The following is a 26,574-nucleotide window of genomic DNA, read 5'->3' as shown; positions in this document are numbered from 1 at the left end:
AACAAGGTCTGGAGACGACATGAAAACGAAGACAAGGAACGGCCTGCTGGCCGCCGGCGCGTGCTGCGCGCTCGCCGCGCCGGGCGCCCACGCACAGTCGAGCGTGACGCTGTACGGGATCATCGATACGGGCGTCGAATTCGTGTCGCACGCGAACGCGGCCGGCGACCACGTGGTGCGGATGCCGGGCGTGACGGGCGAGTTGCCGTCGCGCTGGGGGCTGCGCGGCACCGAGGATCTCGGCGGCGGCTACCAGGCGGTGTTCACGCTCGAAAGCGGCTTCAACGTGCGCGGCGGCGATCTCGGGCAGGGCGGGCGGCTGTTCGGGCGGCAGGCGTTCGTCGGGCTGAAGAGCGGCTTCGGCACGCTCGCGTTCGGCCGTCAGTACACGATGACCTATCTCGCGTTGCAGGGCGCCGACATCATCGGCCCCGACATCTACGGGCTCGGCTCGTTCGACGCGTACGTGCCGAACGGCCGCGCCGACAACGCGGTGACCTACGTCGGCACGTATCGCGGCGTGACGCTCGGCGCCGCGTATTCGTTCGGCCGCGACGGCGCGGGCACCGGCAACTCGCCGGGGCAGGGCACGTGCGCGGGGCAGGTGCCGGGCGACGCGGTGCAGTGCCGCAACTGGTCGGTGATGCTCAAGTACGACAGCGCGTATTTCGGTGCGGCGGCGTCGTACGAGGAGCAGCGCGGCGGCACCGGCGCGGCCGCGAACTTCTTCGACGGCGTCGCGCCCGTCCCCTTCACGAGCAGCGGCGGCAAGGACGCGCGCACGCACGTGAGCGCGTATGCGCAGGCGGCCGGCGCGCGAATCGGCGCGGGCTGGATCGGGCGGCGCGTGTCGACCGGTTCGCCGGCCGCGGCCGGCGCGCATTCGGACCTGTTCTTCCTCGGTGCGTCGTATGCGGTGAAGCCCGATTTCATCGTCGACGGAGAAGGCTACCGGATCGTCAACAGCGCGCACGACACGCGCGCGACGATGGCGACGCTGCGTGCGACCTATCTGCTGAGCAAGCGCACGGCCGTCTACGCGCAGTCGTCGTATCTGTGGAACAGCGCGCATGCACGCTACTCGGTCAGCGGCGGCGGGCCAGGCACGACGCCCGGCGCAGGGATGGGGCAGCTCGGCGCGATGGTCGGCGTGCGGCACATGTTCTGATTCACCGACGTGACGAACCGAACGGGAGTTATCTTGAACAGGAAATCTGCAATCCTCTGTATTGCGCCGCTGTCCGCCGCCGCCATGCTCGCCGGTTGCGGCGGCGACGATTCGATCGGTGCCGCGCCCACCCACCTGAGCGCCGCGACGCCGGCCGCGATGGCGCAGACCTGCGACGCGCTCGCCGCGAAGCTCGCGTATGCGAACACGTCGTTCACGTCGGTGACGACCGCGGCTGCCGGCGCGCTGACGGTGGCCGGCAAGCCGGTCGCCGAGCACTGCGTGATCACGGGGAAGATGAACGAGCGCGTGAGCGCGGTGGACGGCAAGACCTATGCGATCGGCTTCGAGATGCGCTTGCCGAAAGCGTGGAACGGCCGCTTCTTCTACCAGGCGAACGGCGGGCTCGACGGCAACGTCGTGACCGCGACCGGCGAGATCGGTGGCGGCGGGCCGCTGACCAACGCACTGAACCAGGGTTTCGCGGTGATCAGCTCGGATTCCGGGCACGGCGCCGCGCAGAATCCGCTGTTCGGCCTTGATCCGCAGGCGCGCCTCGACTATGGCTACGGCGCCGTCGATGCGCTGACGCCGATGGCGAAGCAGGTGATCCGGCTCGCGTACGGCAAGGCGCCCGATCGCAGCTATTTCGGCGGCTGCTCGAACGGCGGCCGTCACGCGATGGTCACGGCGGTGCGCAACCCGGCCGACTACGACGGCATCATCGCGGGCGACCCGGGCTTCCATCTGCCGAAGGCGGCGATCGGCGAGATGTATGGCGCGCAGCAGTTCGCGAAGATCGCGTCGGCCACCGGATCGAACGGGTTGCCGGATATCCGCAGCGGCTTCAACGATGCGGAGCGCCAGTTCGTCGGCGCGAGGATCCTCGATAAATGCGATGCGCTCGACGGCGCGGCCGACGGGATGGTGCAGGACGTCGCCGCGTGCCAGGCGCACTTCAGCGTCGATGCCGATATCCCGACCTGCGCGAACGGCACGCGCACGGGCGCCTGCCTGACGCCCGCGCAGAAAACCGCGCTGGAGAACGTGTTCGCCGGTGCACGCAACAGCGCGGGCACGGCGCTGTACGCGAGCTTTCCGTACGATCCGGGCGTGGCTGCCGGCGGCTGGGCGTCGTGGAAGCAATCGGCGTCGATCACGCTCGATCCGGCCGCGATGGCGTTCACCTTCATGACGCCGCCGAAAACCGCCGCGGCGCTCGCGAACCTGCCCGGTTTCGCGCTCGGCTTCGACATGGACAACGATGCGCCGGCGATCTTCGCGACGAACGGCGTGTACATGCAATCGTCGTGGTCGTTCATGACGCCGCCCGACGAGACGAACCTGTCCGCGCTGAAGGCGCGCGGCGCGAAGCTGCTCGTCTATCACGGCACGGGCGACCCGGTGTTCTCGTTCAACGACACGCGCGACTGGTACGCGCAGGTCGCGCAGGCGAACGGCGGCGATGCGTCGAGCTTTGCACGCTTCTATCCGGTGCCGGGCATGAATCACTGCGCGGGCGGGCCGGCCGCCGACCAGTTCGACATGCTGACGCCGCTCGTTGCGTGGGTCGAACAGGGGCAGGCGCCGACGGCGGTCGTTGCTGCCGCACGCGACACGACGAACCCGGTGCCGAACGCGGACGTGCCCGCATCGTGGGGGGCGGGGCGCACGCGGCCGCTGTGTCCGTATCCGCAGATTGCACGCTACAACGGCTCGGGCGACCTGAATTCGGCGGCGAGCTTCAGTTGCCGCTGACGTAGCCGTCGATGGGAAGCGGCCGGCGCAGGCAGTCGTGCGCCGGCCGCTTCATCGCTGCGTTCACTCGCCGGAATCGACCGGCACGTCGAGCCCGACCTTCACGCGGCTCATGCTCACCAGCGTCTTGAACCGCTTCACGTTGTTGTTCGCGAAGAACAGCTCGCGCGTGAGCGCGTTGTACTGATCCATGTTGCGCACCGCGAGGATCAGCACGAAATCCCATTCCCCGGTCACGTAGTAGCACTGCTGGATCTGCGGGCAGCGCTCGAACGTGCGCTTCATCGCGTCGAGCTGGTCGATCTGCTCGCTTTCGACCTCGACGTTCACGACGATCGTCAGCGGATGATCGACCTTGTCCGGCGCGACGACGGCCGTATAGCGCTCGATCACGCCGTCTTCCGCGAGGCGCCGCAGCCGCCGGTTCACGGCGGCGGTCGACAGGTTGACGCGTGCGCCGAGTTCGGCCTGCGGGGTCTGCGCGTCGCGCTGGACTTCCATCAACAGCTTGCGATCGAACGCATCGAGAGGGGACGTCATGATGGCGTATGAAACCTCGAAAGAATGAGAAATTTTTGCGTCTACGGTGCCAATTTGGCGAATTTTTCGACCAGCATGCGCAATATTATTTTCCAACCGACGGCGAGCGCAACCCGCGCCTGCCCGATCCGACCCACTTGACGGACTGCCCGCGCCGTCCCCCACCGGAGCCTTGGTCATGCTGATCGCCAACCCGCGCGCGTCGCGCACGCCCTATCCCGACGCACTGCGCCGCGTGATGAACGTCGCATCGGCCGACGAAAGCGGCGCGTGGCTGTCGCACTGGCCGCTCGTCGGCCATGCGCGCACGCCGCTGCGTGCGCTGCCCGATCTGGCCGCGCGGCTCGGTGTCGCGAGCGTCAGCGTGAAGGACGAATCGTGCCGCTCGCCGCTCGGCAGCTTCAAGGCGCTCGGCGCGCCGATCGCGCTGGTGCGGCTCGTGAAGCGGCTGCGGCGCAAGCAGGAACTCGATCCGCGGGAGCTCGTCACCGGCCGCCATGCGGCGGAGCTGGCCGACCTGACGGTGATCAGCGCGACCGACGGCAATCACGGCCGCGCGCTGGCCGCCGCCGCGCGCGCGATCGGCTGCGGGTGCGTGATCGTGCTGCACGCGAACGTCGACGCCGAGCGCGAACGCGCGATCTCGGCGTACGGCGCGCGGATCGTGCGCATCGCGGGGAACTACGACGAATCGGTCGTCTGCGCGGCGCAGCTCGCGCAGGCGAACGGCTGGTACGTCGTGTCGGATACGTCGTACGACGGCTACGAAACGATTCCGCGCGACGTGATGCAGGGCTACGGCGTGATCGCCGCCGAAGCGGCCGCGCAGGCGGCAGCGGACGACGGGCAACCGTTCACGCACGTATTCCTGCAGGGCGGCGTGGGCGGCCTCGCCGCGGGCGTCGCGAGCTACCTGTGGGAGCGCGACGGCGTGCAGCGGCCGCGCTTCGTCGTCGTCGAGCCGCGCCAGGCCGATTGTCTGTATCAGAGCGCGCTGGCCGGGCGCGCGACGAAGGCCACCGGCAGCGTCGATTCGGTGATGGCCGGGCTCGCGTGCGGCGAGGCGTCGCCGCTCGCGTGGGATTTCCTCGAGACGTGCATCGATCACTTCATGCTGATCGACGACGAAGACGCGGTGCAGGCGATGCGCGGCCTCGCGGCCGGCAGCGAACGCGACGTGCCGCTCGTTGCCGGCGAATCGGGCGCGGCCGGCGTGGCAGGGCTGGACGTGCTGATGCGCGACCCGGCGCTCGCGCGGCAGGTCGGGCTCGATGCGAATGCGCGCGTGCTGGCGATCAACACGGAAGGGGCGACCGCGCCGTCCGTGTACCGGAATTGCGTCGGCGAGACGGCCGACGCGGTGCTCGCGCGCCAGCGTGAATGGCTGAGCCGCGCGGCGGTGACGGCCTGAACGACATGACGACCGACGAGGCGAACGCGATGGACGAAACCGACGCAATCGAAGCAAGCCCGCTGCACGGGCAACTGAAGACCTGGCGCCGCCATCTGCACCGGTATCCGGAGACGGGTTTCGAAGAGGTGAACACGTCGGACTACGTCGCGCGCATCCTGACCACGCTTGGGCTCGACGTGCATCGCGGCATCGGCGGCACCGGGCTCGTCGCGAACCTGACGGCCGGCACGGGCCGGCGCGCGATCGGCATTCGCGCCGACATGGACGCGTTGAACATCGCCGAGCACGCGCCGGGCCGCGAACACGTGTCGCGCACGCCGGGCAAGATGCATGCGTGCGGGCACGACGGCCACATGTCGATGGTGCTCGGCGCTGCGCAACTGCTGGCCGAGCGCAAGGATTTCGACGGCACCGTGCGCTTCATTTTCCAGCCGGCGGAAGAGCACGGCCGCGGCGCGAAGGCGATGATGGCCGACGGACTGTTCGAGCGCTTTCCGGTCGATGCGATCTTCGGCGCGCACAACATGCCGGGCATGCGCGCGGGCACGTTCTCGACGCGTGCGGGCGGCATCATGGCGAGCGAAGACAATTTCGTGATCCGGATCGACGGGCGCGGCACGCACGCGGCGCGGCCGCACATGGGCATCGATCCGATCGTGATCGGCTCGCAGATCGTGCTCGCGCTGCAGACGATCGTGTCCCGCAATCTCGACCCGGGCCAACAGGCGGTGATCTCGTGCACGGAATTCATCACCGACGGGCTGCGCAACGTGCTGCCGTCGACCGTGACGATCAAGGGCGACACGCGCAGCTATTCGCGCGACGTGCAGACGCTGTTGGCCACGCGGATGCGCGAAATCAGCGAAGGGATCTGCCGCACGCATGGTGCGACCTGCACGTTCGAGTACACGCACGAGTTCGCGCCGACGGTGAATTCACCGGAATGGGTGGAGACGGCCGTGCAGGCCGCCGCGCAGGTCGCGGGCGCCGACGCGGTGAACGCCGACGTGCAGCCGATGATGATCTCGGAGGATTTCGGCGCGTTCCTGCAGGCGGTGCCGGGCAATTTCGTGTTCATCGGCAACGGCGAAGCGGCCGGGCAGGGCGGCGTGCCGCTGCACAACGCGACGTACGATTTCAACGACGAGATTTTGCCGGTCGGCGCGCGGTATTTCGCGGAAGTGGCGCGGCGCGCGTTGCGGGCCGCATAGCGGGCGGGACGGCCCGGCACGCGCTTGCGCGAGTACCGGGCCCTGCATCAGCGTCTCACACCAGTTCGCCCAGACACGCATCGAACTGCGCGACGAGCCGGTCGACATCGTCGTCGGTCGTTTGCGGGCACACGAGCATCATGTTGTGGAACGGCGTGATCAGCACGCCGCGATTCAGCAGGTACAGGTGCACGATGTGCTCGAGTTTCGCTGTCGAGCTGCGCGCCGGCCAGCGTGCCGTTGCGCGGCGGGACGGGCGCGAACTGAAACTCGGTGCGCGCGCCGATGCGCGTCACGCACCACGGCAGCCCGTGTTTCGCGATCGCGTGTTCGAGGCCCGTCGCGAGCCGCGCGGCGAGTGCGAACATGTGCGCATACGCGGTGTCGGTCGCGACTTCGGCGAGCGTCGCGCGCATCGCATGCATCGCGAGCATGTTCGCGGTGAGCGTCGTGCCGATGCCCGAGTGGCCGGGCGGCGCGTTCAGCTTCGCCTGCTTCGCGCGTTCCGCGAATTCGGCGCTGAACCCGTACACCGCGCACGGCACGCCGCCCGCGATCGGCTTGCCGACCACCAGCATGTCCGGTTCGAGACCGTGCGCGACCGCGTAGCCACCGGGGCCGCTGCTGATCGTGTGCGTCTCGTCGATCACGAGCAGCGTGCCGGTGCGGCGTGTCAGTTCGCGCGCGGCCTCCCAAAAGCCCGGCTCGGGCAGCACCATGCCGATGTTCGTCATCGCGGGCTCGGCGAGCACGCACGCGACATCCCCATCCTTCAGCGCCGCTTCGAGCGCGTCGAGATCGTTGAATTCGACGACGCGTGTGTTCGCGAGCAGGTCGTACGACTGCCCGAGCAGGCTGTCGCGCTGCACCGGGCGACCGTCGACGAGATCGACGAACACGTCGTCGACCGTGCCGTGATAGCAGCCGTTGAACACGACGATCGTGTTGCGGCCGGTGGCCGCGCGCGCCCAGCGCAGCACGAAGCGGTTCGCGTCGCTCGCGCTCAATGCGAATTGCCAGACCGGCAACCGGAAGCGCCGCGCGAGTTCGCGCGACACCCAGGCGGCGTCCTCGCTTGGCAGCATCGTCGTGTAGCCGCGCGTGGCCTGCTCGACGAGCGCGCGTGCGACGGGTTCGGGCGCATGGCCGAACATCGCGCCCGTATCGCCGAGGCAGAAATCGACGTAGCGGTGACCGTCGACGTCGGTGAACGTCGCGCCGCGGGCTTCCTTCACGTATAGCGAGAACGGGGTCGACCAGTCCTGCATCCAGTGCAACGGCACGCCGAACAGCAAGTGCTCGGATGCTTCCGCGGACAGTGCGCGGGAGGCCGGCATGGCTTCGGTGAACGTCTGACGCTCGCGATCGAACAGCGCGCGGGCGCGGATGAGATCGACTCCGTGGCGGGTAGGCAAAGGCAGCTCCTGGGCTGTGGGGATGGCGAAACGATAGCGCGGGCGGCGCGGGGCTGACCAGAGGCGGAATTACCGAAGCGGGTTGGCAGTGGACGGGCTGGGAACCCGTTTCCGATGGACAGGATTGCGGGATTGAGTCGAAGTTTTTGCGCATAAACATACGACAACATATCTCTGAAAGCGCATTCGTCCATGTGAGTGTGCGCTCACATACAGCCCATGAAGTCGGAGAAAACAGGGTAAACGACAAATACATGCGTTGCTCCAATCGCGTCTAGACTTCGCGATGTAGTACGACGACGTATAAATAACGATCCGCCACTCGGCGCATCGATACCCCTTACTCTGAAGGAGTGCCCATGGCCGCCCATCGCCGCCGTTCGTCTTCGCCCGCCCGATCGCCCGCATCGAAACGGGTATCGCGCCGCGCTTTCATCGGCTGGACCGGCGCGCTCGCCGGCGGCGCGATGCTCGGCGGTCCGTTCGCGGCCACCCGGGCGCTGGCGGCAGGCGCGACGCCCGATGCGTCGGCGGTCGATCTCGTGTGGGGCGAGCACGGCGCGGCGGCGCGCATCGCCGCATCGCTCGCGCACGTGTCGCGGCTCGCGCGGCGCGGGCGCGACCTCGACGTGACGCACTACGGCGCGCGCCGGTGCGCGACGGTCGCGCAGACGTCGCCGTACCCGGCCGCGAAATCGCCCGTCAGCCCCGGTTCCGATATGACGGCCGCGCCCGGCGCATTCGATTCGCGCCCGGCGTTTCTCGCGGCGATCGACGCATGCCGGCGTGAAGGCGGCGGCCGGGTCGTCGTGCCGTCCGGCACCTGGTACTGCGCGGGGCCGATCGTGCTGCAGAGCAACGTCACGTTCCATCTGAGCGCGAACTGCACGATCTATTTCAGCCCGAACCCGGCCGATTACGCGAAGGACGGCCCGGTCGATTGCGGCGCGAACGGCCGGCTGTACTACAGCCGCTGGCAGGCGAACGATTGCCTGAACTACGGCGCGCCCGTCTATGCGCGCAACGCGACGAACATCGCGCTGACCGGCGAAGGCCCGACGTCGGTGCTCAACGGGCAGGCGATGACGCCGTTCTCCGGCAGCGGCGCGAACAGCGTCTGCTGGTGGACCTACAAGGGCTCGTCGGGCGCGTACGGCGCGGGCGCGACGGTGCCGGCCCAGAACTACGCGAACCCGAACAACGTCGACCTGCGGATCGTCGCGCCCGCGATTTCCGACGCGCTCTATGCGCTGCTGACGTCGCCCGTCACGCCGTGGCAGCAGGATCAGAACTACCTGCCCGCGCTGTCCGAGGCCGGCGTGCCGGTGGAGAAGCGCATCTTCGGCCTTGGTCACTACCTGCGGCCATGCATGGTCGAATTCATCGGCTGCACGAACGTGCTGATGGCGAACTACCAGACCCAGAACACGCCGTTCTGGCAGCACCATCCGACCGCGAGCCGCAACGTCGTGATCCGCGGCGTGACGACCAACAGCATCGGCCCGAACAACGACGGCTTCGATCCGGACGCGTGCACCGACGTGCTGTGCGAGGACTGCACGTTCAACACCGGCGACGACTGCATCGCGATCAAGTCGGGCAAGGACCGCGACACCGAATACGGGCCCGCGAAGCGGCACCTGATCCGCAATTGCACGATGAACAGCGGGCACGGCGGGATCACGCTCGGCAGCGAGATGGGCGGCGGCGTCGAGCAGATCTATGCGACGAACCTGTCGATGCTGAACGCGAACTGGCAGACCAACCCGCTGAACATCGCGATTCGCGTGAAGACCAACATGAACCGCGGCGGCTACGTGAAGGATTTCCACGTGAAGGGCGTCACGCTGCCGAATGGCGTGACGCTGAAGGGCGGCGGCTACGGCAGCGCGCTGCTCGCGGGCAGCCCGGTCAACGCGAGCGTGCCGCTCGGCGTCGTCACGCCGTCGGCCGGCAATCCGTCCGCGGCGCAGGGCGGCATCGTCACGTTCGACTGCGACTATCAGCCGGCGAACGATGCGGTGCGCACGCGCGCGCCGGTCGTGCAGAACGTGACGATCGCCGACGTGAAAGCGAGCAACGTGACGCTGAACGGCGTGACCGCATCGTGCTTCCAGGCGATCGTCGCGCAGGGGCCGGTCGCGTTCGACTACAACGGCACGCCGCCCACGCCCGCGGTGCAGCCGATCTCCGGCGTGACGATCACCGATTGCGACTTCGGCACGCCGGTGGCGTCGGGCACGCCGACGGTCACGTCGCCGGGGCCGATCTATGCGTTCAACGTGAGCGCGATGACGCTGACGAACGTGACGATCGCCGGGCAGGTCGTCAACGCGACGATCACCGACAAGCGGTGAGATGACGTAACGCCACGGCGTTCGCGTGCAGCCGGTCGGTGCCTGCACGCGAACGCCGACGCGTCATGCCAGCGTCTTGATCATGTAGTGCTCGTCGTAGAAGCGGCCATCGACGAACAGCGAGCGCGGCTCCGTGCCGAACCGCACGAACCCCTGCGATGCATACAGCCGCTCGGCGGTGTGGTTGACCTCGTTCACGGACAGCATCAGTTGGCTGCATCCCCACGCGCTCGCCGCATGCCCGGTCGCGCTGTCGAGCAGCGCTTGCGCGATGCGTTGCCCGCGATACGCGGCGTCGACGTACACGCCCCAGATCGTCGCCTTGTGCGCGATCTTCGTGCGCGCATCGCGGCGCACGCCGGTGATGCCGACGAGCGTATCGCCGTCGAACGCGCCGAACACGGCCTGGACCTGCGTTGGCGTGAGGCGCTTCGCGAATTCGTCGACCAGCACCTGGGATTCTTCGTCGAGCGTCGGCAGGAAGGATAGGGGCGCGGTGTCGACCGCACGCAGGCGGACGGTGCGGAAACAGGCGGCGTCGGCCGCGTCGAGCAGGCGGATCGTGATCGTCATCGGGGGCGTTCCGGTCGAGGGGCGTGCATGCCGGCGCGTGCCGCTGCCGCGGGCGCGGGATGCATCGTCCTTATCCTAATGGGAATCCGGATGTCGCGGGGCAATGCCCGGTGCGGGCACGATCGTGAACGGAGAAGATGGTGACGGCGGCGGGTCGTGCCGCCATCGACGGGGACGCCAGACGCGTGTGCCGTTGCGCCGAACCGGCACCCGACGTCGAATGCTCGACATGCGCGAGATCGGCTCACGCGCACGCCACTGGAATCAATAGCGCGACAGTTGGTTGCCGTTGATCTGCACGCGGTCGCCCGGACGCAGGTTGCCCGGCGACTGCACGTCGAACGAGCGCATCGAGCCGTCGCTGACCTGCACGTCGATCCGGTAGCTGCTGGGGCCTTGTGCGGCGCCCATCTGCTGGCCGATCTGGTTGCCCGCCACCGCACCGCCGAGCGCGCCGATCACCGTCGCCGCATCGCGGCCATGACCGCGGCCGAACTGGTTGCCCACCAGGCCGCCGACCAGCGCACCGACGACGGTGCCGGCGACACCCGACGGGCCGACCGAGCCGTTGACCGGCTGGATGTTCGCGACGGTGCCGTATTGCTTGCCGTACGGGGTCGCGTATTGCTGTTGCTGATTGCCGTACTGGTCATACGGCTGCGAGCCGTATTGCGTCGGGTTGCCGTATTGATCGTACGGTTGCGGTGCCTGATTCGGATACGCCGGTTGCTGCTGCACGTAGCCCGGTTGCGAATACGCGGGCTGCGCATAACCGGGCGTCGCGTATTGCTGCTGCTGCGGATAACCCGGCTGCGCGCCGTAGTAGCCGGGCGCGACGCACGCGGTGAGCGGAAGCGCCGCCACGGCGACGAGCGAGGCGAACAGAACGGTCTTCGTGGAAGGCATGCGCATCATGTGTTTCCTGCATCGGCAACGTGTTCGCCGATGGATTCCCGAGACGGGTGGCGAACTCGGCGTGAGTATAAGGAATGGCCGGATGCGCGTCCGGTGCGGCCGGGTAACAACGTGTAAAGTCTGTTGCCGCGTAAATCGCGGCTTGCGCGGGGCGATCGCGCAATGGCCGGGAAGGGCGGCGGCCGTTCGGCAGCGTCGACAACGCGCATCGATAGCGGTCCGGCGGAGTGTCTTTCGAGGCAGTCGGCGCCTCGATGCAGGCGCTCGAAACCTCGGCTTCCGCGACGTCGCCCGACGGGCCAATGCAGGCAGGCCGTCTCCGACGAGATCGGACCCCGCCGTCGCATCTTGCTGGCGTGGCGTCTGCGCCGCACATCGCGAAATCGAATGCACGGCATCGCGACATTTAATTGGCCTCGGCCGGCGGCGTCCGATATCGTGGCCGGATTCCCTGCCACCGGCCGCGCCGCGCCGGCCGCGGTTCCTTCCCCTGTCCGCGCCGGTGTCGCGCCGCGACCGCTCCACATTCCAGGCCATGACCGAACGATTCTTCATCAACGCCGTCGACGCCGGCGGCCAGCCCGTCAACCTCGTCGTCCGCGACGGCCGCTTCGCCGCGATCGGCGCCGATTGCGCAGCCGCGCCCGGCGCGCAGACGATCGACCTCGACGGCCGCGTCGTGCTGCCCGGTTTCGTCGACGGCCATATCCATCTCGACAAGAGCTTCGTCGGCGATCGCTGGGTGCCGCACGAACCGGTCGGCTCGCTGCGCGAGCGGCTCGCGGTCGAGAAGCGCCAGCTCGCGGCCGCGCCGCCGATCGTCGAGCGAGCGAACGCGCTGATCGCGCAGGCCGCCGCGTTCGGCACGATCGCGATGCGCAGCCACGTCGACGTCGATGCGACGACGGGCCTGTCGAACCTGCACGCCGTGATGGCCGCGCGCGAACGATGGCGCGGGATCGTCGACATCGAACTGGTCGCGTTTCCGCAAGCCGGCGTGATCACGTGCCCGGGCACCGCCGAGATACTCGATACCGCCGTGCGCGAAGGCGCGGACGTGGTCGGCGGGATCGACCCGACGACGCTCGACGGCGACGCGGACGGCCAGCTCGACATCGTGTTCGGCATCGCCGAGAAGCGCGGCGCGAAAATCGACATCCACCTGCACGAGCCGGGGGAAACGGGCATTGCGCAACTGCTGCGGATCGCGGCGCGCACGCGCGCGGCCGGGCTCGGCGGGCGCGTGAACGTGAGCCATGCGTACGCGCTCGGCCAGGTGAGCGATGACGACGTGCAGCGTACGGCCGCGGCTTTGGCCGAAGCCGGCGTATCGATCCTGACGAATGCGCCGGGCGACTGCGCGTTCCCGCCGGTGCGACGGCTGCGCGACGCGGGCGTACACGTGTTCGCGGGCAACGACAACATCCGCGACGCGTGGTGGCCGTACGGCAACGGCGACATGTTGCAGCGCGCGATGATGGTCGGCTACCGGTCGGGCTTCTACACCGACGAAGCGCTCGGCATCGCGCTCGACATGGCGACGCACGCCGGCGCGCGTGCAATCGGCAAGGAGAACTACGGAATCGCGCTCGGCTGCGACGCAAGCTTCGTCGCGGTGCGCGCGCCGAATGCGGCGGCGGCCGTCGCGGGCGTGCCGGCCGAGCGCTGGGTATTTCGCCGCGGCGAAAGCGATACGGACGCACCGTTCGCTCCGTCGCTGCGCTTTACGCGCTGAACCACATGACCGGCGGCACGGCACGCGCCGTGCCCGCCTTGCACCGACCGACCCGACCGGACCCGACATGACGAACCTGCTGATCCGCAATGTCCGCACGAACGCCGACGCTGCGCTCGATATCCTGATCGAAGGCGATCGCATCGCGCGCGTCGGCCCGTCGCTCGACGCGCCCGCCGGCTGCGCGATCGAGGACGGCGCGGGCGCGTTGGCGCTGCCCGGCCTCGTCGAAGGCCATACGCACCTCGACAAGACCCACTGGGGGATGCCGTGGTATCGCAACCAGGTCGGGCCGCGCCTCGTCGACCGCATCGAGAACGAACGCCACTATCGCGCGACGAGCGGCCATGACGCGGGCGCCGCCTCGCTCGCGCTGGCGCGTGCGTTCCTCGCTGCCGGCACGACGCGCATCCGGACGCACGTCGACGTCGATACCGAAGCCGGGCTGCGCCACCTGCACGGCGTGCTGGCCACGCGCGAGACGCTGCGCGGGCAGGTCGAGATCCAGATCGTCGCGTTTCCGCAATCGGGCGTGCTCAAGCGGCCGGGCACCGATGCGCTGCTGTCCGACGCGCTCGGCGCCGGCGCCGACCTGCTCGGCGGGCTCGATCCGTGCGCGATCGAAGGCGATCCGGTCGAGGCGGTGGACGTGCTGTTTGCGATCGCCGGGCGCCACGGCCGCGGGCTCGATATCCATCTGCACGAGCGCGGGTCGATGGGCGCGTACTCGCTCGAACTGATCCTGCAGCGCACGGCGGCGCTCGGCATGCAGGGAAAGGTCACGATCAGCCATGGTTTCTGCCTCGGCGATATCGCCGAACGCGAGCGCGAGGCGCTGCTCGCGCGGATGGCCGAGCTCGGCGTCGCGATCGTCACGACCGCGCCGGCCGCGGTGCCGGTGCCGCCGCTGGCCGCGTGCCGTGCGGCGGGCGTGACCGTGGTCGGCGGCAACGACGGCGTGCGCGATACGTGGACGCCGTACGGCTCGCCCGACATGCTCGAGCGCGCGATGCTGATCGCCATGCGCAACGATTTCCGCCGCGACGATGCGCTCGAAGTCGCGCTCGACTGCGTGACGCACGGCGCGGCGCGCGGCTGCGGTTTCGCGGATTACGGCCTGCAGCCGGGTCACCGCGCGGACGTGGTGCTCGTCGATGCGCTGACGTTCGCCGAGGCCGTCGTCGCGCGGCCGGTGCGGCGTCTCGTCGTGTCGTCCGGGAAGGTCGTCGCGCGCGACGGCGCACTGGTCTGAACGCCGCGTCGCGCCGGTATGATCCGGTTTTCAGCCGGATTTCCGGGGAGACGACGATGCGACGCACGACCGCGGCACGGGCCGCACGATGGATGGCGGTGGCCCTGTTCGCCGTGACCGCCACGCATGCGGGGGCGGCCGGCCCGGCCGACGCGCGGCAGGAGGCCAACCGGCGCACGGTGCTGGCGTTCTACGAAAAAGGCTTGAACGAGAAGGATGCGGACGCCGCGCTTGTGTATGTCGGCGATCGCTACGTGCAGCACAACCCGAACGCGGCCGACGGGCGCGACGGCTTCCGCAAGTTCGTCGCGTTCCTGCGCGACACATATCCGCAGTCGCACAGCGAGATCAAACGCTCGTTCGTCGATGGCGACTACGTGATCCTGCACGTGCACGCGGTGCGCGAACCCGGCACGCGCGGCAGCGCGATCATGGACATCTTCCGGCTCGAGCACGGCAAGATCGTCGAACACTGGGACGTCAACCAGCCGGTGCCCGAGCAGGCGGCGAACGGCAACACGATGTTCTGACGCATGCTCGGCACGCCGTGCCCCGTTCCCTGCTGCCGGATGAAACCCGCTTCGCTTACCGCCCTTCGAGTTCCAGCATCGCCGCGAGCGTTTTCGTCAGTTCGCTGACCATCGGGTCGGCCGTCGGCCGGTGCAGGATCGCGATGTCCATATGCTCGATCGGCGCGAAGCCCTGCTTCGCGGTCAGCACCACATGCTCGTCAGTCACCACGCGCGCGGGCAGCACACTGATGCCGAGCCCGTCCGCGACGGCCGCCTGGATCCCGCTCAGGCTCGACGTCGTGAAGCTGATCCGCCAGCGGCGGCCGCGCTCCTCGATCGCCTTGATCATGTCGTCGCGGTAGAGCCCGCGCGGCGGGAACACGACGATCGGCACCGGGTCGAGATCGATCGACGGATGCTTCGCGCTGTCGATCCAGCGCAGCTTCTCGGGCCAGCGCACGACCGCCTCGCGGCTGTCGCGCCGCTGCTTGATCAGCACGAGGTCGAGTTCGCCACGATCGTACGCGGCGCTGATGTCGCGGCTCAGCCCGCACGTCACTTCGAGCTTCACCTGCGGATGCTCGCGCTTGAACGCCGCGAGTGCGTGCGTCGTGCGACCCGCCGCGAAATCGTCGGGCACGCCGAGCCGGATCGTCAGCGCGACCGTCGCGCCCGACAGCGCCTCCAGCATCTCGTCGTTGAGCGCGAGCATGCGCCGCGCATAGCTGAGCACCGTCACGCCCGCGTCGGTCGGCCGCACGTCGCGCGCGCCGCGGTCGAGCAGGCGGTGGCCGGCGATTTCCTCGAGCCGGCGCACCTTCTGGCTGACGGTCGACTGCGTCGAATGCAGGCGCGCGGAAGCCGTCGTGAAACTGCCGCAGTCGGCGACCATCACCAGCGCGCGCAGCAGGTCGATGTCGAACAGGGGTCTATTCATTTCTGCACTTCTGTGGATTCGAGCATTTCATTTTCAAATGCGTGCGACGACTTTTAACATGGCCGGACGCAGCGGGCAATCGCGGTTTCGCCGGATTCGGTGTGGCGTTTCGCGGCGCCTTTGAAGCGCGTGACGCATCTTATCGGCCGCGCAGCGGCGAGCGCGGGCACGCCAGGGGCGCATCGCCGTACGGTCGGTGGAAGATCGGGCGACACATCGCCGTAGCTTCCGGTATAGACCTCTACATTTCACGAACATCCGGAAAAACACGCTCTGTGGCAAACGTGCGTCGCACAGGGTAAACACCTGAAAACCCCGTAAAAAGGCCGTGGATCAAGCATCTGCCCGCTCTCCCGTCTCCCGCCTCTCTTCAATCCGCCGCACTCCGTCATACCCCCGCTTGCGCTCGAAAATCTAGCGGTCTAGACTGCATCGCAGTTTCATCGAAGTCCCGTCTTTCGCGTACCGCGCCGGGCATGCCGGCACGACGCTCCCCACCGGACGCCCGGCGCTCCCCGCCGCGTCGAGACCACAAGGACACGCCATGAACCGTACTGCCAAGTTCCTCGTTACCGCGCTGGCGTTCGCGCCGCTCGCATCGTTCGCGCAGGACACGTCGACGATCCGCTGGGGTATCGATCCGACGTATCCGCCGTTCGAGGCGAAGCAGCCCGACGGCTCGCTCGCCGGCTTCGACATCGACCTGCGCAATGCGATCTGCGAGCAACTGCGTGCGAAGTGCGTGTGGGTCGAGCAGGGCTTCGACGGGATGATTCCGGCGCTGCGCGCGCGCAAGTTCGACGTGATCATGTCCGCGATGACGGCCACCGACGAGCGGCTCAAGCAGGTCGACTTCTCGAACAAGCTGTATGCGTCGCCGGGCGCGCTCGTCGCGCCGGTCGGCTCGAAGCTGCTGCCGACCGCGGCGTCGCTGGCCGGCAAGCGCGTCGGGATCGACCAGGGCACGACGCAGGAGGCGTACGCGAAGGCCGAATGGGCGACCAAGGGCGTGACGATCGTCTCGTACCAGAATCAGGATCAGGTGTATCAGGATCTCGTCAACGGTCGCCTCGACGCGACCTTCCAGGACAAGACGCAGGCCGGCTACTCGTTCCTGAAGACGCCGCGCGGCAAGGGCTACGCATTCGCGGGCCCGGACGTGACCGACGTGCGGATCACCGGCTACGGCGTCGCGATGGGCATACGCAAGGGCGACGCCGACATGAAGAAGCGGCTGAACGACGCGATCGTCGCGATTCGCGCGAACGGCACATACCAGAAGATCGCCGCGAAATACTTCGACTTCGACATCTATGGCGCGAAGCAGCAACTGACTTCGGCGCCGTGATTCCGTGACTCCGTGATTCATTCGATCGACAGGCACACCATGACGAGTATCCAGGAGCGCGTCGCGCAAGCCGTGACGCCCGAACTGATCGCCGCGTTCCGCGAGGAAGGTGCGGTCTGCATCAAGGGCATCTTTTCGCCCGACGAAGTGGCCGCGCTGCGGGCCGGCATCGACGCGAACCTCGCGCAGCCGAGCGAACGCGCGAAAGTCGCGAGCCGGCCCGACGATCCGGGCTGGTTCTTCGAGGATTTCTGCAACTGGCAGCACAACGACGCGTATCGCGACTTCATCGTGCGCTCGCCGGCGCCGTCGGTCGCCGCCGCGCTGATGGGCACGGACAACGTGCGGCTGCATCACGACCACCTGCTCGTGAAGGAGCCCGGCACGCGGCAGCGCACGCCGTGGCACCAGGACCAGCCGTACTACAACATCGAAGGCAACGACAACGTCAGCATGTGGATTCCGGTCGATCCGGTGCCGCTCGAGTCGACGCTGGAATTCGTCGCTGGCTCGCATCGCGGGCCGTGGCTGATGCCGCGCACGTTCATGGACAAGGAGGCGAAGTGGTTCCCGGAAGGCAGCCTTGCCGATCTGCCCGACATCGAAGCCGACCGCACGGCGTTCCCGATCCGCCACTGGGCGCTCGAACCCGGCGACATGGTGTGCTTCCGGATGCTAACGCTGCATGCGTCGGGCGGCACGCAGAACCGCCGGCGCGCGTTCTCGATCCGCTTCGTCGGCGACGATGTCCGTCACGCGCCGCGCCGCTGGAAAACGTCGCCCGATTTTCCCGGGCTCGCGGAACAGCTGGCCGACGGCGCGCCGCTCGATCACCCGCTGTTTCCGGTCGTGTGGTCACGCGGGGCGGGGCAGGTTGGCGCGATCTGACCCGACGTAACGAATGAACACGGCGGCCGTTTCATGACGAAACGTTCGCCGTGCGTGTCGGAGGCGTGCGACGAACGATCAGGTCGGGTGGCGCCCCGCGCCCGGCTTGAAGCGCGAGCCGAGCCGGTAGCGGTTACCCGGATGCAGGAAGTGCACGAACGTGACGGGCAGCCCGTCCGTCCACGTGCGGCGCGTGAGCGTGAGGCACGGCTCGTCGGCGCGCATGTCGAGCAGCCGCGCCTGCTCGACGGTCGGCAGCGACGCGTCGACGACGTGCTCGATTTCCAGTTCGTAGTGCGACACGTTGTTGTACAGGTACTCGGACGGCGGTTCGGTCTGGAAATCCTGATCGATGAAGCCGGGCGCGGCCGCCGGGTTCACGTAGCGATCCTCGAGCTGGATCGGGCGGCCGTTTTCCTCGTGCACGCACACCACGTGAAAGACCGGCGTGTTGACCGGCAGGCCGAACGCGGCCGCGACGTCGAACGAAGCGGGCTCGCGCGACCGGCTGAGCACGCGGCAGCGGTACTCGTGCCCGCGCGCACGGATCTCGTCGCGAATATGCGCGATCATCAGCAGGTTCGACTGCGGCTTGACCTCCGCGACGAAGGTGCCGACGCCCGCGATGCGCTTCAGCACGCCTTCCTCGGTCAGCTCGCGCAGTGCGCGGTTGACCGTCATGCGCGCGACGCCGAACCGGGCGGCGAGATCGAGTTCGGACGGGATGCGGTCGCCGGGGCGCCAGTCGCCGGACTCGACGTTCTGGCGAACGAGCGTCTTGATCTGCTGGAACGGTGCGGTGGCCTTGGTGACCATCGGAAGATCCTTGCGCGAAGAAGTGACGAGGCTAGTCGTCGTGGCTGACGATGACCAGGATCTCCGCCTGCGCGGTGCCGAGGCTGCGCGTGCGGTGGGGGATGAGTGCGTTGAAATAGACTGAATCGCCGGCCCTGAGTTGCACCGTCTCGTTCGGAAATTCGATTTCCACGCGCCCCTTGTGCACGAACAGGAATTCCTCGCCTTCGTGCTCGCGGAACGTCGACGCGACGAATTCGTGCGGCGGATGCACGACGAACGGCAGCATCTTCTTCGGCGCGACGCCGGCCGCGATGCTTTCGAAACGGTGCGCGTGGCTGTCGGCCGCCCCGCCCATCGCCGTGCGCTCGCCGGCGCGCGTGATCGCGATCAGCTCGCGGTTGCGGCTTTCCGAAAACAGTTGCTCGACGTCGACGTTCAGCGCCTTCGACAGCTTCAGCGCGACCGCGATCGACGGCACGCTCAGGCCGCGCTCGACTTTCGACAGATAGCTCTTGGTGAGGCCGGTCTCGCCGGCCAGCACGTCGAGCGTCCAGCCTTTCTGTTTTCTGAGCAGCTTCAGGCGAATCGTCATGGGGCGCCGGGTGTCCTTCGAAAAACCGATTGTAACGCATGACACAAGGTGTCATTCGGTGTATCGTGTGTCACGTGCGGCGGGCAAACGGCTGCGGACGGCGCGGCAGGCCCGGTTCATTCAGGAGGCGAACATGGCGGAAACGCTGAATTTGACGAAGGAAGCGCTGGTCGCGCTGGCGGAGCGGCGTCTTGAAAACGAAGTGGGCGACAGCAGCTGGTCCGCGCGGCAAAAGCTCGCGCTGACGTGCCGGATCCTGTTCGACGCCGGCCACGACTCGGGCCTGGCCGGGCAGATCACCTGCCGCGCGGATGCGGCCGGCACGTACTACACGCAGCGGCTCGGGCTCGGCTTCGACGAGATCTCGGCCGCGAACCTGCTGCGCGTCAACGAGGATCTCGACGTCGTCGATGGCGAAGGCATTCCGAATCCGGCCAACCGGTTCCATACGTGGATCTATCGCGAGCGTCCGGACGTGAACTGCATCATCCACACGCATCCGGCGCATGTCGCGGCGCTGTCGATGCTCGAGCAGCCGCTCGTCGTGTCGCACATGGACATCTGCCCGCTGTACGACGATTGCGCGTTCCTGAAGGACTGGCCGGGCGTGCCGGTCGGCAACGAGGAGGGCGAGATCATCTCGAAGGCGCTCGGCAGCAAGCGCGCGATCCTGCTGTCGCATCACGGCCAGCTCGTGGTCGGCAAGACGATCGAGGAGGCGTGCATCCTCGCGCTGTTGATCGAGCGCGCCGCGAAGCTGCAACTGCTCGCGATGTCGGCCGGCGAGATCAAGCCGGTGCCGCCGGCGCTCGCGCGCGAAGCGCACGACTGGATCTCGAAACCGAAGCGCGATGCGGTGACGTTCGACTACTACGCGCGCCGCGCGTTGCGCACGCATCGGGACTGCGTCGCGTAAGTCGTGCCGTTCCGATGTTGTCGGACAATCATTGAGGAATACAAATCGTGTCCATCCTTCTGAAGGGCATCATTGCCTACCCGGTCACGCCGTTCTCCGTCGACGGCGGCGTCGACCTGAAAGCGCTCGATGCACTGATCGAACGCCTGATCGCCGACGGCGTTCACGCGATCGCGCCGCTGGGCAGTACCGGCGAAAGCGCCTACCTGTCCGACGCCGAATGGGAGGCCGTCGCCACCGCATCGATTCGCGCGGTGCGCCGGCGCGTGCCGACCGTCGTCGGGATTTCCGATCTCACCACGGCGGGCGCGGTGCGCCGTGCCCGCTTCGCCGAGCAGGCCGGCGCCGATGCGGTGATGGTGCTGCCGGTGTCGTACTGGAAGCTCGGCCACGACGAAATCGTCGCGCACTACCGCGCGATCGGCGACGCCATTGGCATACCGATCATGCTGTACAACAACCCGGCGACGAGCGGCGTCGACATGCCGCCGGACCTGATTACGACGATCTGCCGAGCCGTCGACAACGTGACGATGGTCAAGGAGAGCACCGGCGACATCGGCCGGATGCACCGGCTCGCGCAATTGAGCGACGGCACGATCCCGTTCTACAACGGCAGCAATCCGATGGCGCTCGCCGCGCTGGCCGCGGGCGCGTCCGGATGGTGCACGGCCGCGCCGAACCTGAACGCCGCGTTGCCGCTCGCGTTGTTCGACGCGATGCGCACCGGCGACCTCGCACGCGCCAGATCGGTCTTTCACGCGCAGTTGCCGTTGCTGCAGTTCATCGTCAACGGCGGGTTGCCGGTGACCGTGAAGGCCGGACTGAGGCTGCGCGGCTTCGACGCCGGCGAACCGAGGCGGCCTCTGCTGCCGCTCGGCGACGCACGCACCCGCGAACTCAAGCAACTGCTCGCGGCGCTGCCGGACGGTGTGGCCGCATGAGCGACGACGCCCGGCCTGCGATCGCGGCCGCCATCGGCGCGGTGCGGATCGGCACGAGCCGGCCGGTCGCCGGCACGCCGCATGCAAGCGCGATCGACAAGCAGCCGGTGGATGCACGCCTGTGGCTGGGCGCGCTCGGCTTTGCCGGCGACGCGCAGGCCGATGCGCGGCATCACGGCGGCCCCGACAAGGCCGTTCACCACTATGCACACGATCACTATGCATGGTGGGCCGCGCAGATCGGCGCGCGTGACGTACTCGCCCGGCCGGGCGCGTTCGGCGAGAACCTGTCGACACGCGGCATCACCGAGCACGACGTGTGTCTCGGCGACGTGTTCACGCTGGGCGGTGCGGTGCTCCAGGTCTCGCAGTCGCGGCAGCCGTGCTGGAAGCTCAACGCGCGTTTCGATCATCCGCGGATGGCGGCGCTCGTGCAGCAAAGCGGCCGGACCGGCTGGTACTACCGCGTGCTGCAGGAAGGCTGGGTGGGGGCGGGCGACGTGCTCGCGCTGCATGAGCGTCGCCACCCGCAATGGCCGCTGTCGACGGTGCTCGACGTGCTGTATCGACGCACGCTCGACATGGCCGCGCTCGATGCGCTGTGCGACGTGCCGGTGCTGCCGCCCGCCTGGCGCAAGATGCTCGAAAGGCGCCGGACGGAGCGGCAGGTCGAAGACTGGACGAAGCGGCTAGAAGGATGACGGGCCGCGTCCGACGCTTACTTCGTCGGCAGGTGGCGCACGTCGGCCGTCGGCTCGGTGCCGAACGCGTCGCTCAGCGTATAGCCGATCAGTAGCCGGGCGGTTGCCTCGGGCGTGGCGAGTGCGCCGCTCGACTTCAACTGGTCGAACTTCTCGCGCATCGGGAAATTGTCTTCGTCGGTCGCGCGGATCGTGGCCTGCATGCCCGTATCGACGACGCCCGGCGCGACGCTGCAGATGCGCAGCGCGCCGTTCGCGTCGAGCGCGACGGCGCGCGCGTGGTGATCGAGCGCGGCCTTGGTCGCGCAGTAGATGCTCCAGCCCGCGTACGCGTTGCGGGCCGCGCCGCTCGACAGGTGCACGATCCGGCATTCGGTCGCGGCCGAGGCGGCCTGTGCGAGCGCGGCCGACAGCATCAGCGGCGCGGCGACGTTCAGGCCGACCGCGCGGGCGACGATCGCCGGATCCTGCGCGGTGAGCGGGCCGATCGGATCGACGATGCCCGCGTTGTTGAACAGCAGCACGAGGGACGCGCCGTCGACGAAGCGGCGCAGCGTGTCGCCGGCCAGCCAGGCGGCGACGGCCGTGGAGTCCGACAGGTCGAGTTCGACTTCGGCGAAGCGTTCGCCGGCCTGCGACGCGAGCGACGGATGACGGCTGCGCGACACGCCGAGCACGGCGATGCCTTCCTGCAGCAGGTGTTCGGCGAGCGCCGCGCCGACGCCGCGTGTGTGTCCGGTGACGATGGCGCGCACGGGTGCGGTAGAAGATGCAGTCATGGTGGTGAACCGATGAGGAGTGAACGGAGTTGACGGGCGGCGCGCACGCACGGCGGCAGCGCATTCAGGGCGGGTGATGCGTGGTATCGACGTGCGAAGAGGTCGCACGCGGCGCCGCGGATATCGGGACGAACGTATATCGTAGCGCCGGCATGTGCATCGCGCAAACGCCGCGCCTGCGCGCGGGAGGAATCCGCAGCGTATGCATGCATCGCCGCGTTGTGTCGCGTGCTGCCGGGCGCGCTGCTACGTCGGACGAAAGCCTGCTGCGACAAGTGCACACTTCGGTGCGGCGAGCGGCGCCGGGCCATGCTTCGCGAGCTATCATATGGCTCCCCGTTCGCGACGCCGGACGGGCCGCGACCGTTTCCCCTCACCTGCTGCACGCTGCGAAGCCATCATGAACACCACGCCGGATACGCCCACGCCCCGCACCCTTCGCGAACTCGCGCCCCTCGAGGCCCGCATTCTCGGTGTGCTCGTCGAGAAACAGCACACGGTGCCGGATACCTACCCGCTGTCGCTGAACGCGCTGACCGCGGGCTGCAACCAGAAAACCGCGCGCGCGCCGGTGATGAACGTCAGCGAGGACGAAGTCACGACCGCGCTCGACGGGCTGAAGCACTTGAGTCTCGTGATGGAGGGCAGCAGCAGCCGCGTGCCGCGCTTCGAGCACAACATGAACCGCGTGCTCGGCATCCCGAGCCAGGCAATCGCGCTGCTGACGATCCTGTTGCTGCGCGGCCCGCAGACGGCCGCCGAGCTGCGCCTGAACAGCGCGCGCCTGCATGGTTTCGCGGATATCTCGTCGGTCGAGGCGTTTCTCGACGAACTCGCTGCGCGCGCGCAGCCGCTCGTCGTCCGGCTGCCGCGTGCACCGGGCGCGCGCGAGAACCGCTGGATGCATCTGATGTGCGGCGAGGTGAACGTGGCCGACTTCGCGAGCGCGGATGCCGGCGGCGCGGATTCGGTGCCGCCTTCCGAATTCGAAGCGCTGAAGGCCGAACAGAAGCGCCTCGCGGATGAAGTGGCGCGGCTGAATGCGCTGGTTCAGCGGATGGCCAGCGAACTGGGGATCGACGTCGACGCGCAGGGCGACGCGTCTTGACGCAATGACTGCGCGCTTGCGCGTCGACCGGCCTGGTCGCTGCGCGGCCGGGCCGATGCGCAATGCCGATACCCTTACGTACCGCAGCGTTATTTCAGCTTGACGCCTGGTACGAGATAACGCGCACCGTCAGGCTTCAGGATCGGCGCGAGCGCGGCAAATGGCGCGTCGAGTTGCGGCCCGAGGCAGGCGCCCATTGCGTGATTGATCCCTGATACGACGAACGATATCTTGCCGGGGGCATCGAGTTCGAACGTCAAATACTGTGGGAACACGTCGGCGCACGACAGCGAATCGTCGTCGTCGCTCGTCGGCCGGTGGCGCGGTGCGGCTCCGTCGCGCAGCCGCGCAATGAACTTCACCATCGCAGCGCTCGTTGCCGATTCACGGACTTCCGCCGGCGCAGCCGCGTCGATCACGCGATTCCAGTCGAGGTACGCACCGCGTAGCAGGTCGAACGTGACCGGATCGTAGTGATTGTCCGGGTAAGCGCCGCCGCAGAACGTGCTGCCCGATTCCACGATGCCCAAAGCCGCGCGCGACAGCCATGTGACCGTCACGTGTTCGTCGTCGTAGCCGCCGAGCGTTCCGGCGGCCGGCCCGTCGTCGGTATAGCGCGTCGACGCGCATTCGAGCGCCGCGAGACTCATGTGCCAGTGCCGCTGCTCCAGCAGATGGTTGACCCGCGCCATCACGGCCGGATCGGGATGGCGGCTCAGCCGCGGATAGGCGAGCACCGTGCGCGGATCGCTCCACATCCGGTACGCAACCGTGTCGTCGCCGACCTCCGGGCCAACCGGCCGTGCGTGCCCTGCGAGCTTCAGCGTTGCATACGGCGCATGCTTCATGTCGATGTCCGCGCTGCGCGCGATGCCGCTTCCAACGCCGCCGGCGGAGAGATCGGTGATGGCTTCGACGGAACCGGGCGCTATCGCGTCGGGATCGTATTCGGCGACGCGGCGCAAGGTGAAGGAGCGTGATCTGCCCGAGCGCGCTTCGATCCAGCGGCCGCGGTAGCCGTCCTTGTCTCGCGTGCCGCGCCAGGTTGCCGCGGCATGGTCGAAATCGGCACGCTCGCGGAATCCCGATGTGTTGCGTGCGTCGTCCGGCAACTGCGTTCGCACGAGCGGTTCGATTAGTTGTGCGGGTGTGCCGTGCAGCGGAATATCGACGCCGAACTGCATATAGAAATAGCGACCGGAGAGCTTGCCGTCCGCGGCCGGGAGGTTGTCGAGTTCCATCACGACGGCCCCGGCGCCTTGTAGCGTTCCCTCATAGACCGTGCGTGGCGCGGCATCCGACACGCCCGCGCGCAGCGCGATCAGCACCCATGCGATCCGGATCAACGGGCGCATCACCAGCGGCACCCGGTTTGTTCGGAAACATCGACATCCACCGCCCTGCCGAATGCGGTTTTCTTGCCGGTGCGCGCATTGGTGTACGTCATCGAATAGATGTTGGCGCCCTGGGACATCATTTCGTATCTCCCGTTGATCTTGCCGTCGACCATTTCGACCCAGGTCGTCGTGAACTGATGCGGACGGTCTTCGGCAAGCACTTCGTCCTCTTCGTGTTCGATCACCAGCGGGAGGGCCGTTTTCGATTTCGCATACCGGACCATGCCGCCCGTCCAATCGACCGCATCGTCGTAGTAGGTGCGCATCTCGAAGCGCACGGGTTTGTCGCCATCCGATCTGAAGCAGAACACTTCGGTGGAAACCTTGGCGAGCGCCGGCAACGAAATACAGAGCAGTACCGCGGCAAGTGCTTTTTTCATGAGGGTGGTGTGCAAGAGATAAAGCGACATTTCAACCGACATTGATCCGCGTCGCCCCCGCATCGACGAGCCGGAACAGCAGATCCTCGACGGCCGTCTCGGGCGCGGAGCCGAGGTCGGCATTGACGCGCCACCCCTGTTCCGTGCGAACCGGTTCCGACAGGTAATGGACGACGCCATGCAGCCCGTCTGCGGCCGGCGTGTTCTCGTCGTCCACATCGAACCACGCGAGGAACCAGGCCTTGAAAGCGTCGACCGCCGCGCTTTCGTCGAGACCGTCGGCCTCGATCGCGGCCCAGTCCCATACGAATGGGCGGATCGACACGGCCGCCGTTTCGAGGTCGAACGCGAACGGTTCGAAATCCAGTTGCGAGGTCGAATCGACCATCGACGGCTGGCCCGCCGCGTCGCCTTCGGCCGGGATCGTGTCGGCCCGGCACGGCAGCGCGAGCGGCCCTTCGGTGGCCAGCGCGCCATCGGCCTGCCGGTAGGCCGGTTCGACGGTCACCGCCGGTTGCGCTGCCGCTTGCGCGAGCAGGTCGATATAGGGTTGGCGGATGGCACGGAGCAGTTCGGATACGGTCATCGTGGCGTGTCGGTTGAGCAGGAAACGATCGGTCGCAGGCAGGCGGTGGGCCGCGCGGCCCGCCTCGCACGACGGGCCGCTTCGGTAACGGACAGCCGTGATCGTACGGTACTTCATCCGGGGGCGGGCAGTCGGCCGAACGGCCGGGGCGGCCGCATCGCGTTGCGGCGGCTTTAGACGTTTACCTTCAAACAACGGAAAACGTGCATCGAACGCGTTCTCGTTGTGCTTCAATTCATCCGGTTTGTACTCCTACTAAATTACAGATTCAGAACAAGCCGGATCATTCATTCACAGGAGACAGTCGATGGCACGGAAACGCTTTTGAAGCGGCAATCGCGATGGTCTGC

At 67.9% G+C, this 26,574-nt stretch carries 24 protein-coding genes and 1 pseudogene; 14 read left to right on the top strand and 11 right to left on the bottom strand.

Features of this window, described 5'->3' with window-relative positions; translation table 11 throughout:
* The first annotated feature begins 19 nt into the window (after positions 1 to 19).
* The gene (locus CFB46_RS18900; RefSeq protein ID WP_089500822.1) at positions 20 to 1,168 is read left to right on the top strand and encodes a porin; all 1,149 of its coding nucleotides are present in this window, start codon (positions 20 to 22) and stop codon (positions 1,166 to 1,168) included.
* 33 nt (positions 1,169 to 1,201) lie between these two features.
* Positions 1,202 to 2,926: a tannase/feruloyl esterase family alpha/beta hydrolase gene (locus tag CFB46_RS18895; protein ID WP_089500821.1), complete on the top strand. Its 1,725-nt coding sequence runs from the start codon at positions 1,202 to 1,204 to the stop codon at positions 2,924 to 2,926.
* 63 nt (positions 2,927 to 2,989) lie between these two features.
* On the opposite strand, the gene CFB46_RS18890 is transcribed toward CFB46_RS18895, so the two are convergent.
* Positions 2,990 to 3,466, bottom strand: a complete 477-nt coding sequence (locus CFB46_RS18890; RefSeq protein ID WP_027781747.1) for an Lrp/AsnC family transcriptional regulator — start codon at positions 3,464 to 3,466, stop codon at positions 2,990 to 2,992.
* A gap of 178 nt (positions 3,467 to 3,644) precedes the next feature.
* Here CFB46_RS18890 and CFB46_RS18885 point away from each other — a divergent pair, with 178 nt between their 5' ends.
* Together CFB46_RS18885 and CFB46_RS18880 are read left to right on the top strand one after the other, a co-directional pair.
* Entirely contained in the window at positions 3,645 to 4,877 is a 1,233-nt protein-coding gene (locus CFB46_RS18885) for a diaminopropionate ammonia-lyase (RefSeq protein ID WP_089500820.1), read from the top strand.
* 29 nt (positions 4,878 to 4,906) lie between these two features.
* Positions 4,907 to 6,091 carry a M20 aminoacylase family protein gene (locus CFB46_RS18880; protein ID WP_089502251.1) on the top strand — a complete coding sequence of 395 codons (1,185 nt, stop codon included), beginning with the start codon at positions 4,907 to 4,909 and terminating at the stop codon, positions 6,089 to 6,091.
* A 55-nt stretch (positions 6,092 to 6,146) separates the two neighbouring features.
* On the opposite strand, the pseudogene CFB46_RS18875 reads toward CFB46_RS18880, so the two are convergent.
* Positions 6,147 to 7,506 (bottom strand): annotated as a pseudogene (locus tag CFB46_RS18875) (aspartate aminotransferase family protein).
* Positions 7,507 to 7,865: 359 nt separating this feature from the next.
* On the opposite strand from CFB46_RS18875, the gene CFB46_RS18870 reads away from it, so the two are divergent.
* Complete coding sequence (locus CFB46_RS18870) at positions 7,866 to 9,863, top strand: glycoside hydrolase family 28 protein (protein WP_089500819.1); 1,998 nt, start codon at positions 7,866 to 7,868, stop codon at positions 9,861 to 9,863.
* A gap of 63 nt (positions 9,864 to 9,926) precedes the next feature.
* Here the strand turns inward: CFB46_RS18870 and CFB46_RS18865 are convergent, their stop codons facing one another.
* Positions 9,927 to 10,436, bottom strand: coding sequence for a GNAT family N-acetyltransferase (locus tag CFB46_RS18865; protein WP_089500818.1), 510 nt, complete (start codon positions 10,434 to 10,436; stop codon positions 9,927 to 9,929).
* 264 nt (positions 10,437 to 10,700) lie between these two features.
* On the bottom strand, positions 10,701 to 11,351 hold the full coding sequence (locus CFB46_RS18860) for a glycine zipper 2TM domain-containing protein (RefSeq protein WP_089500817.1): 651 nt from the start codon (positions 11,349 to 11,351) through the stop codon (positions 10,701 to 10,703).
* A 535-nt stretch (positions 11,352 to 11,886) separates the two neighbouring features.
* Here CFB46_RS18860 and CFB46_RS18850 point away from each other — a divergent pair.
* From CFB46_RS18850 to CFB46_RS18840, 3 genes are all read left to right on the top strand, one after another.
* Complete coding sequence (locus tag CFB46_RS18850; RefSeq protein WP_089500815.1) at positions 11,887 to 13,086, top strand: amidohydrolase family protein; 1,200 nt, start codon at positions 11,887 to 11,889, stop codon at positions 13,084 to 13,086.
* A gap of 67 nt (positions 13,087 to 13,153) precedes the next feature.
* A complete protein-coding gene (locus tag CFB46_RS18845; protein WP_089500814.1) occupies positions 13,154 to 14,338 on the top strand; it encodes an amidohydrolase family protein in 1,185 nt (394 codons plus the stop codon).
* Positions 14,339 to 14,394: 56 nt separating this feature from the next.
* Positions 14,395 to 14,868, top strand: coding sequence for a nuclear transport factor 2 family protein (locus CFB46_RS18840; protein ID WP_089500813.1), 474 nt, complete (start codon positions 14,395 to 14,397; stop codon positions 14,866 to 14,868).
* A gap of 55 nt (positions 14,869 to 14,923) precedes the next feature.
* Here CFB46_RS18840 and CFB46_RS18835 read toward each other — a convergent pair whose 3' ends face one another.
* Positions 14,924 to 15,787 carry a LysR family transcriptional regulator gene (locus CFB46_RS18835; protein ID WP_027781737.1) on the bottom strand — a complete coding sequence of 288 codons (864 nt, stop codon included), beginning with the start codon at positions 15,785 to 15,787 and terminating at the stop codon, positions 14,924 to 14,926.
* A 544-nt stretch (positions 15,788 to 16,331) separates the two neighbouring features.
* Between CFB46_RS18835 and CFB46_RS18830 the strand changes: the two genes are divergently transcribed.
* Complete coding sequence (locus CFB46_RS18830) at positions 16,332 to 17,135, top strand: ABC transporter substrate-binding protein (protein ID WP_089500812.1); 804 nt, start codon at positions 16,332 to 16,334, stop codon at positions 17,133 to 17,135.
* A 39-nt stretch (positions 17,136 to 17,174) separates the two neighbouring features.
* A complete protein-coding gene (locus tag CFB46_RS18825) occupies positions 17,175 to 18,023 on the top strand; it encodes a phytanoyl-CoA dioxygenase family protein (protein WP_089500811.1) in 849 nt (282 codons plus the stop codon).
* 78 nt (positions 18,024 to 18,101) lie between these two features.
* Here the strand turns inward: CFB46_RS18825 and hutC are convergent, their stop codons facing one another.
* Positions 18,102 to 18,839, bottom strand: a complete 738-nt coding sequence (gene hutC, locus CFB46_RS18820) for a histidine utilization repressor (protein ID WP_089500810.1) — start codon at positions 18,837 to 18,839, stop codon at positions 18,102 to 18,104.
* A 31-nt stretch (positions 18,840 to 18,870) separates the two neighbouring features.
* Positions 18,871 to 19,413 (bottom strand): helix-turn-helix domain-containing protein, encoded by a 543-nt coding sequence (locus CFB46_RS18815; RefSeq protein WP_027781733.1) that lies wholly within the window; start codon positions 19,411 to 19,413, stop codon positions 18,871 to 18,873.
* Between the two features lie 133 nt (positions 19,414 to 19,546).
* Here CFB46_RS18815 and CFB46_RS18810 point away from each other — a divergent pair, with 133 nt between their 5' ends.
* From CFB46_RS18810 to CFB46_RS18800, 3 genes are read left to right on the top strand one after another with little or no spacing between them, the layout of a single operon-like run.
* Complete coding sequence (locus tag CFB46_RS18810) at positions 19,547 to 20,329, top strand: aldolase (protein ID WP_089500809.1); 783 nt, start codon at positions 19,547 to 19,549, stop codon at positions 20,327 to 20,329.
* Between the two features lie 47 nt (positions 20,330 to 20,376).
* Positions 20,377 to 21,273, top strand: a complete 897-nt coding sequence (locus CFB46_RS18805; RefSeq protein WP_089500808.1) for a dihydrodipicolinate synthase family protein — start codon at positions 20,377 to 20,379, stop codon at positions 21,271 to 21,273.
* Positions 21,270 to 21,974 (top strand): MOSC domain-containing protein, encoded by a 705-nt coding sequence (locus CFB46_RS18800; RefSeq protein WP_089500807.1) that lies wholly within the window; start codon positions 21,270 to 21,272, stop codon positions 21,972 to 21,974. Before CFB46_RS18805 ends, CFB46_RS18800 begins: the two co-directional genes overlap by 4 nt.
* Before the next feature lie 17 nt (positions 21,975 to 21,991).
* Here CFB46_RS18800 and CFB46_RS18795 read toward each other — a convergent pair whose 3' ends face one another.
* Complete coding sequence (locus CFB46_RS18795; protein ID WP_089500806.1) at positions 21,992 to 22,753, bottom strand: SDR family oxidoreductase; 762 nt, start codon at positions 22,751 to 22,753, stop codon at positions 21,992 to 21,994.
* Positions 22,754 to 23,153: 400 nt separating this feature from the next.
* Here CFB46_RS18795 and CFB46_RS18790 point away from each other — a divergent pair, with 400 nt between their 5' ends.
* The gene (locus tag CFB46_RS18790) at positions 23,154 to 23,861 is read left to right on the top strand and encodes a YceH family protein (RefSeq protein WP_089500805.1); all 708 of its coding nucleotides are present in this window, start codon (positions 23,154 to 23,156) and stop codon (positions 23,859 to 23,861) included.
* Positions 23,862 to 23,950: 89 nt separating this feature from the next.
* Here the strand turns inward: CFB46_RS18790 and CFB46_RS18785 are convergent, their stop codons facing one another.
* The 3 genes from CFB46_RS18785 to CFB46_RS18775 are packed head-to-tail and all read right to left on the bottom strand — an operon-like array spanning position 23,951 to position 26,224.
* Positions 23,951 to 25,216: a hypothetical protein gene (locus CFB46_RS18785; protein WP_089502250.1), complete on the bottom strand. Its 1,266-nt coding sequence runs from the start codon at positions 25,214 to 25,216 to the stop codon at positions 23,951 to 23,953.
* Positions 25,216 to 25,638, bottom strand: coding sequence for a hypothetical protein (locus tag CFB46_RS18780; RefSeq protein ID WP_089502249.1), 423 nt, complete (start codon positions 25,636 to 25,638; stop codon positions 25,216 to 25,218). The genes CFB46_RS18785 and CFB46_RS18780 overlap by 1 nt, the downstream gene beginning before the upstream one ends.
* Positions 25,639 to 25,669: 31 nt before the next feature.
* Positions 25,670 to 26,224, bottom strand: a complete 555-nt coding sequence (locus CFB46_RS18775) for a hypothetical protein (protein ID WP_089502248.1) — start codon at positions 26,222 to 26,224, stop codon at positions 25,670 to 25,672.
* Between the last annotated feature and the right edge of the window lie 350 nt (positions 26,225 to 26,574).

Origin of the sequence: Burkholderia sp. HI2761 (assembly GCF_002223355.1) — a bacterium.
Taxonomy (GTDB): domain Bacteria; phylum Pseudomonadota; class Gammaproteobacteria; order Burkholderiales; family Burkholderiaceae; genus Burkholderia.
This window is presented reverse-complemented; position numbering and strand designations above follow the sequence as displayed.

Bases quoted from the DNA above. Each gene is read 5' to 3' on its own strand.
- CFB46_RS18825 (WP_089500811.1), top strand. From the start codon at position 17,175: ATGACGAGTATCCAGGAGCGCGTCGCGCAAGCCGTGACGCCCGAACTG.
- CFB46_RS18780 (WP_089502249.1), bottom strand. From the start codon at position 25,638: ATGAAAAAAGCACTTGCCGCGGTACTGCTCTGTATTTCGTTGCCGGCG.
- CFB46_RS18890 (WP_027781747.1), bottom strand. From the start codon at position 3,466: ATGACGTCCCCTCTCGATGCGTTCGATCGCAAGCTGTTGATGGAAGTC.
- CFB46_RS18800 (WP_089500807.1), top strand. From the start codon at position 21,270: ATGAGCGACGACGCCCGGCCTGCGATCGCGGCCGCCATCGGCGCGGTG.
- CFB46_RS18865 (WP_089500818.1), bottom strand. From the start codon at position 10,436: ATGACGATCACGATCCGCCTGCTCGACGCGGCCGACGCCGCCTGTTTC.
- CFB46_RS18885 (WP_089500820.1), top strand. From the start codon at position 3,645: ATGCTGATCGCCAACCCGCGCGCGTCGCGCACGCCCTATCCCGACGCA.
- CFB46_RS18815 (WP_027781733.1), bottom strand. From the start codon at position 19,413: ATGACGATTCGCCTGAAGCTGCTCAGAAAACAGAAAGGCTGGACGCTC.
- CFB46_RS18775 (WP_089502248.1), bottom strand. From the start codon at position 26,224: ATGACCGTATCCGAACTGCTCCGTGCCATCCGCCAACCCTATATCGAC.
- CFB46_RS18830 (WP_089500812.1), top strand. From the start codon at position 16,332: ATGAACCGTACTGCCAAGTTCCTCGTTACCGCGCTGGCGTTCGCGCCG.
- CFB46_RS18810 (WP_089500809.1), top strand. From the start codon at position 19,547: ATGGCGGAAACGCTGAATTTGACGAAGGAAGCGCTGGTCGCGCTGGCG.
- CFB46_RS18840 (WP_089500813.1), top strand. From the start codon at position 14,395: ATGCGACGCACGACCGCGGCACGGGCCGCACGATGGATGGCGGTGGCC.
- CFB46_RS18845 (WP_089500814.1), top strand. From the start codon at position 13,154: ATGACGAACCTGCTGATCCGCAATGTCCGCACGAACGCCGACGCTGCG.
- CFB46_RS18900 (WP_089500822.1), top strand. From the start codon at position 20: ATGAAAACGAAGACAAGGAACGGCCTGCTGGCCGCCGGCGCGTGCTGC.
- CFB46_RS18880 (WP_089502251.1), top strand. From the start codon at position 4,907: ATGGACGAAACCGACGCAATCGAAGCAAGCCCGCTGCACGGGCAACTG.
- CFB46_RS18850 (WP_089500815.1), top strand. From the start codon at position 11,887: ATGACCGAACGATTCTTCATCAACGCCGTCGACGCCGGCGGCCAGCCC.
- CFB46_RS18835 (WP_027781737.1), bottom strand. From the start codon at position 15,787: ATGAATAGACCCCTGTTCGACATCGACCTGCTGCGCGCGCTGGTGATG.
- hutC (WP_089500810.1), bottom strand. From the start codon at position 18,839: ATGGTCACCAAGGCCACCGCACCGTTCCAGCAGATCAAGACGCTCGTT.
- CFB46_RS18795 (WP_089500806.1), bottom strand. From the start codon at position 22,753: ATGACTGCATCTTCTACCGCACCCGTGCGCGCCATCGTCACCGGACAC.
- CFB46_RS18790 (WP_089500805.1), top strand. From the start codon at position 23,154: ATGAACACCACGCCGGATACGCCCACGCCCCGCACCCTTCGCGAACTC.
- CFB46_RS18870 (WP_089500819.1), top strand. From the start codon at position 7,866: ATGGCCGCCCATCGCCGCCGTTCGTCTTCGCCCGCCCGATCGCCCGCA.
- CFB46_RS18860 (WP_089500817.1), bottom strand. From the start codon at position 11,351: ATGATGCGCATGCCTTCCACGAAGACCGTTCTGTTCGCCTCGCTCGTC.
- CFB46_RS18785 (WP_089502250.1), bottom strand. From the start codon at position 25,216: ATGCGCCCGTTGATCCGGATCGCATGGGTGCTGATCGCGCTGCGCGCG.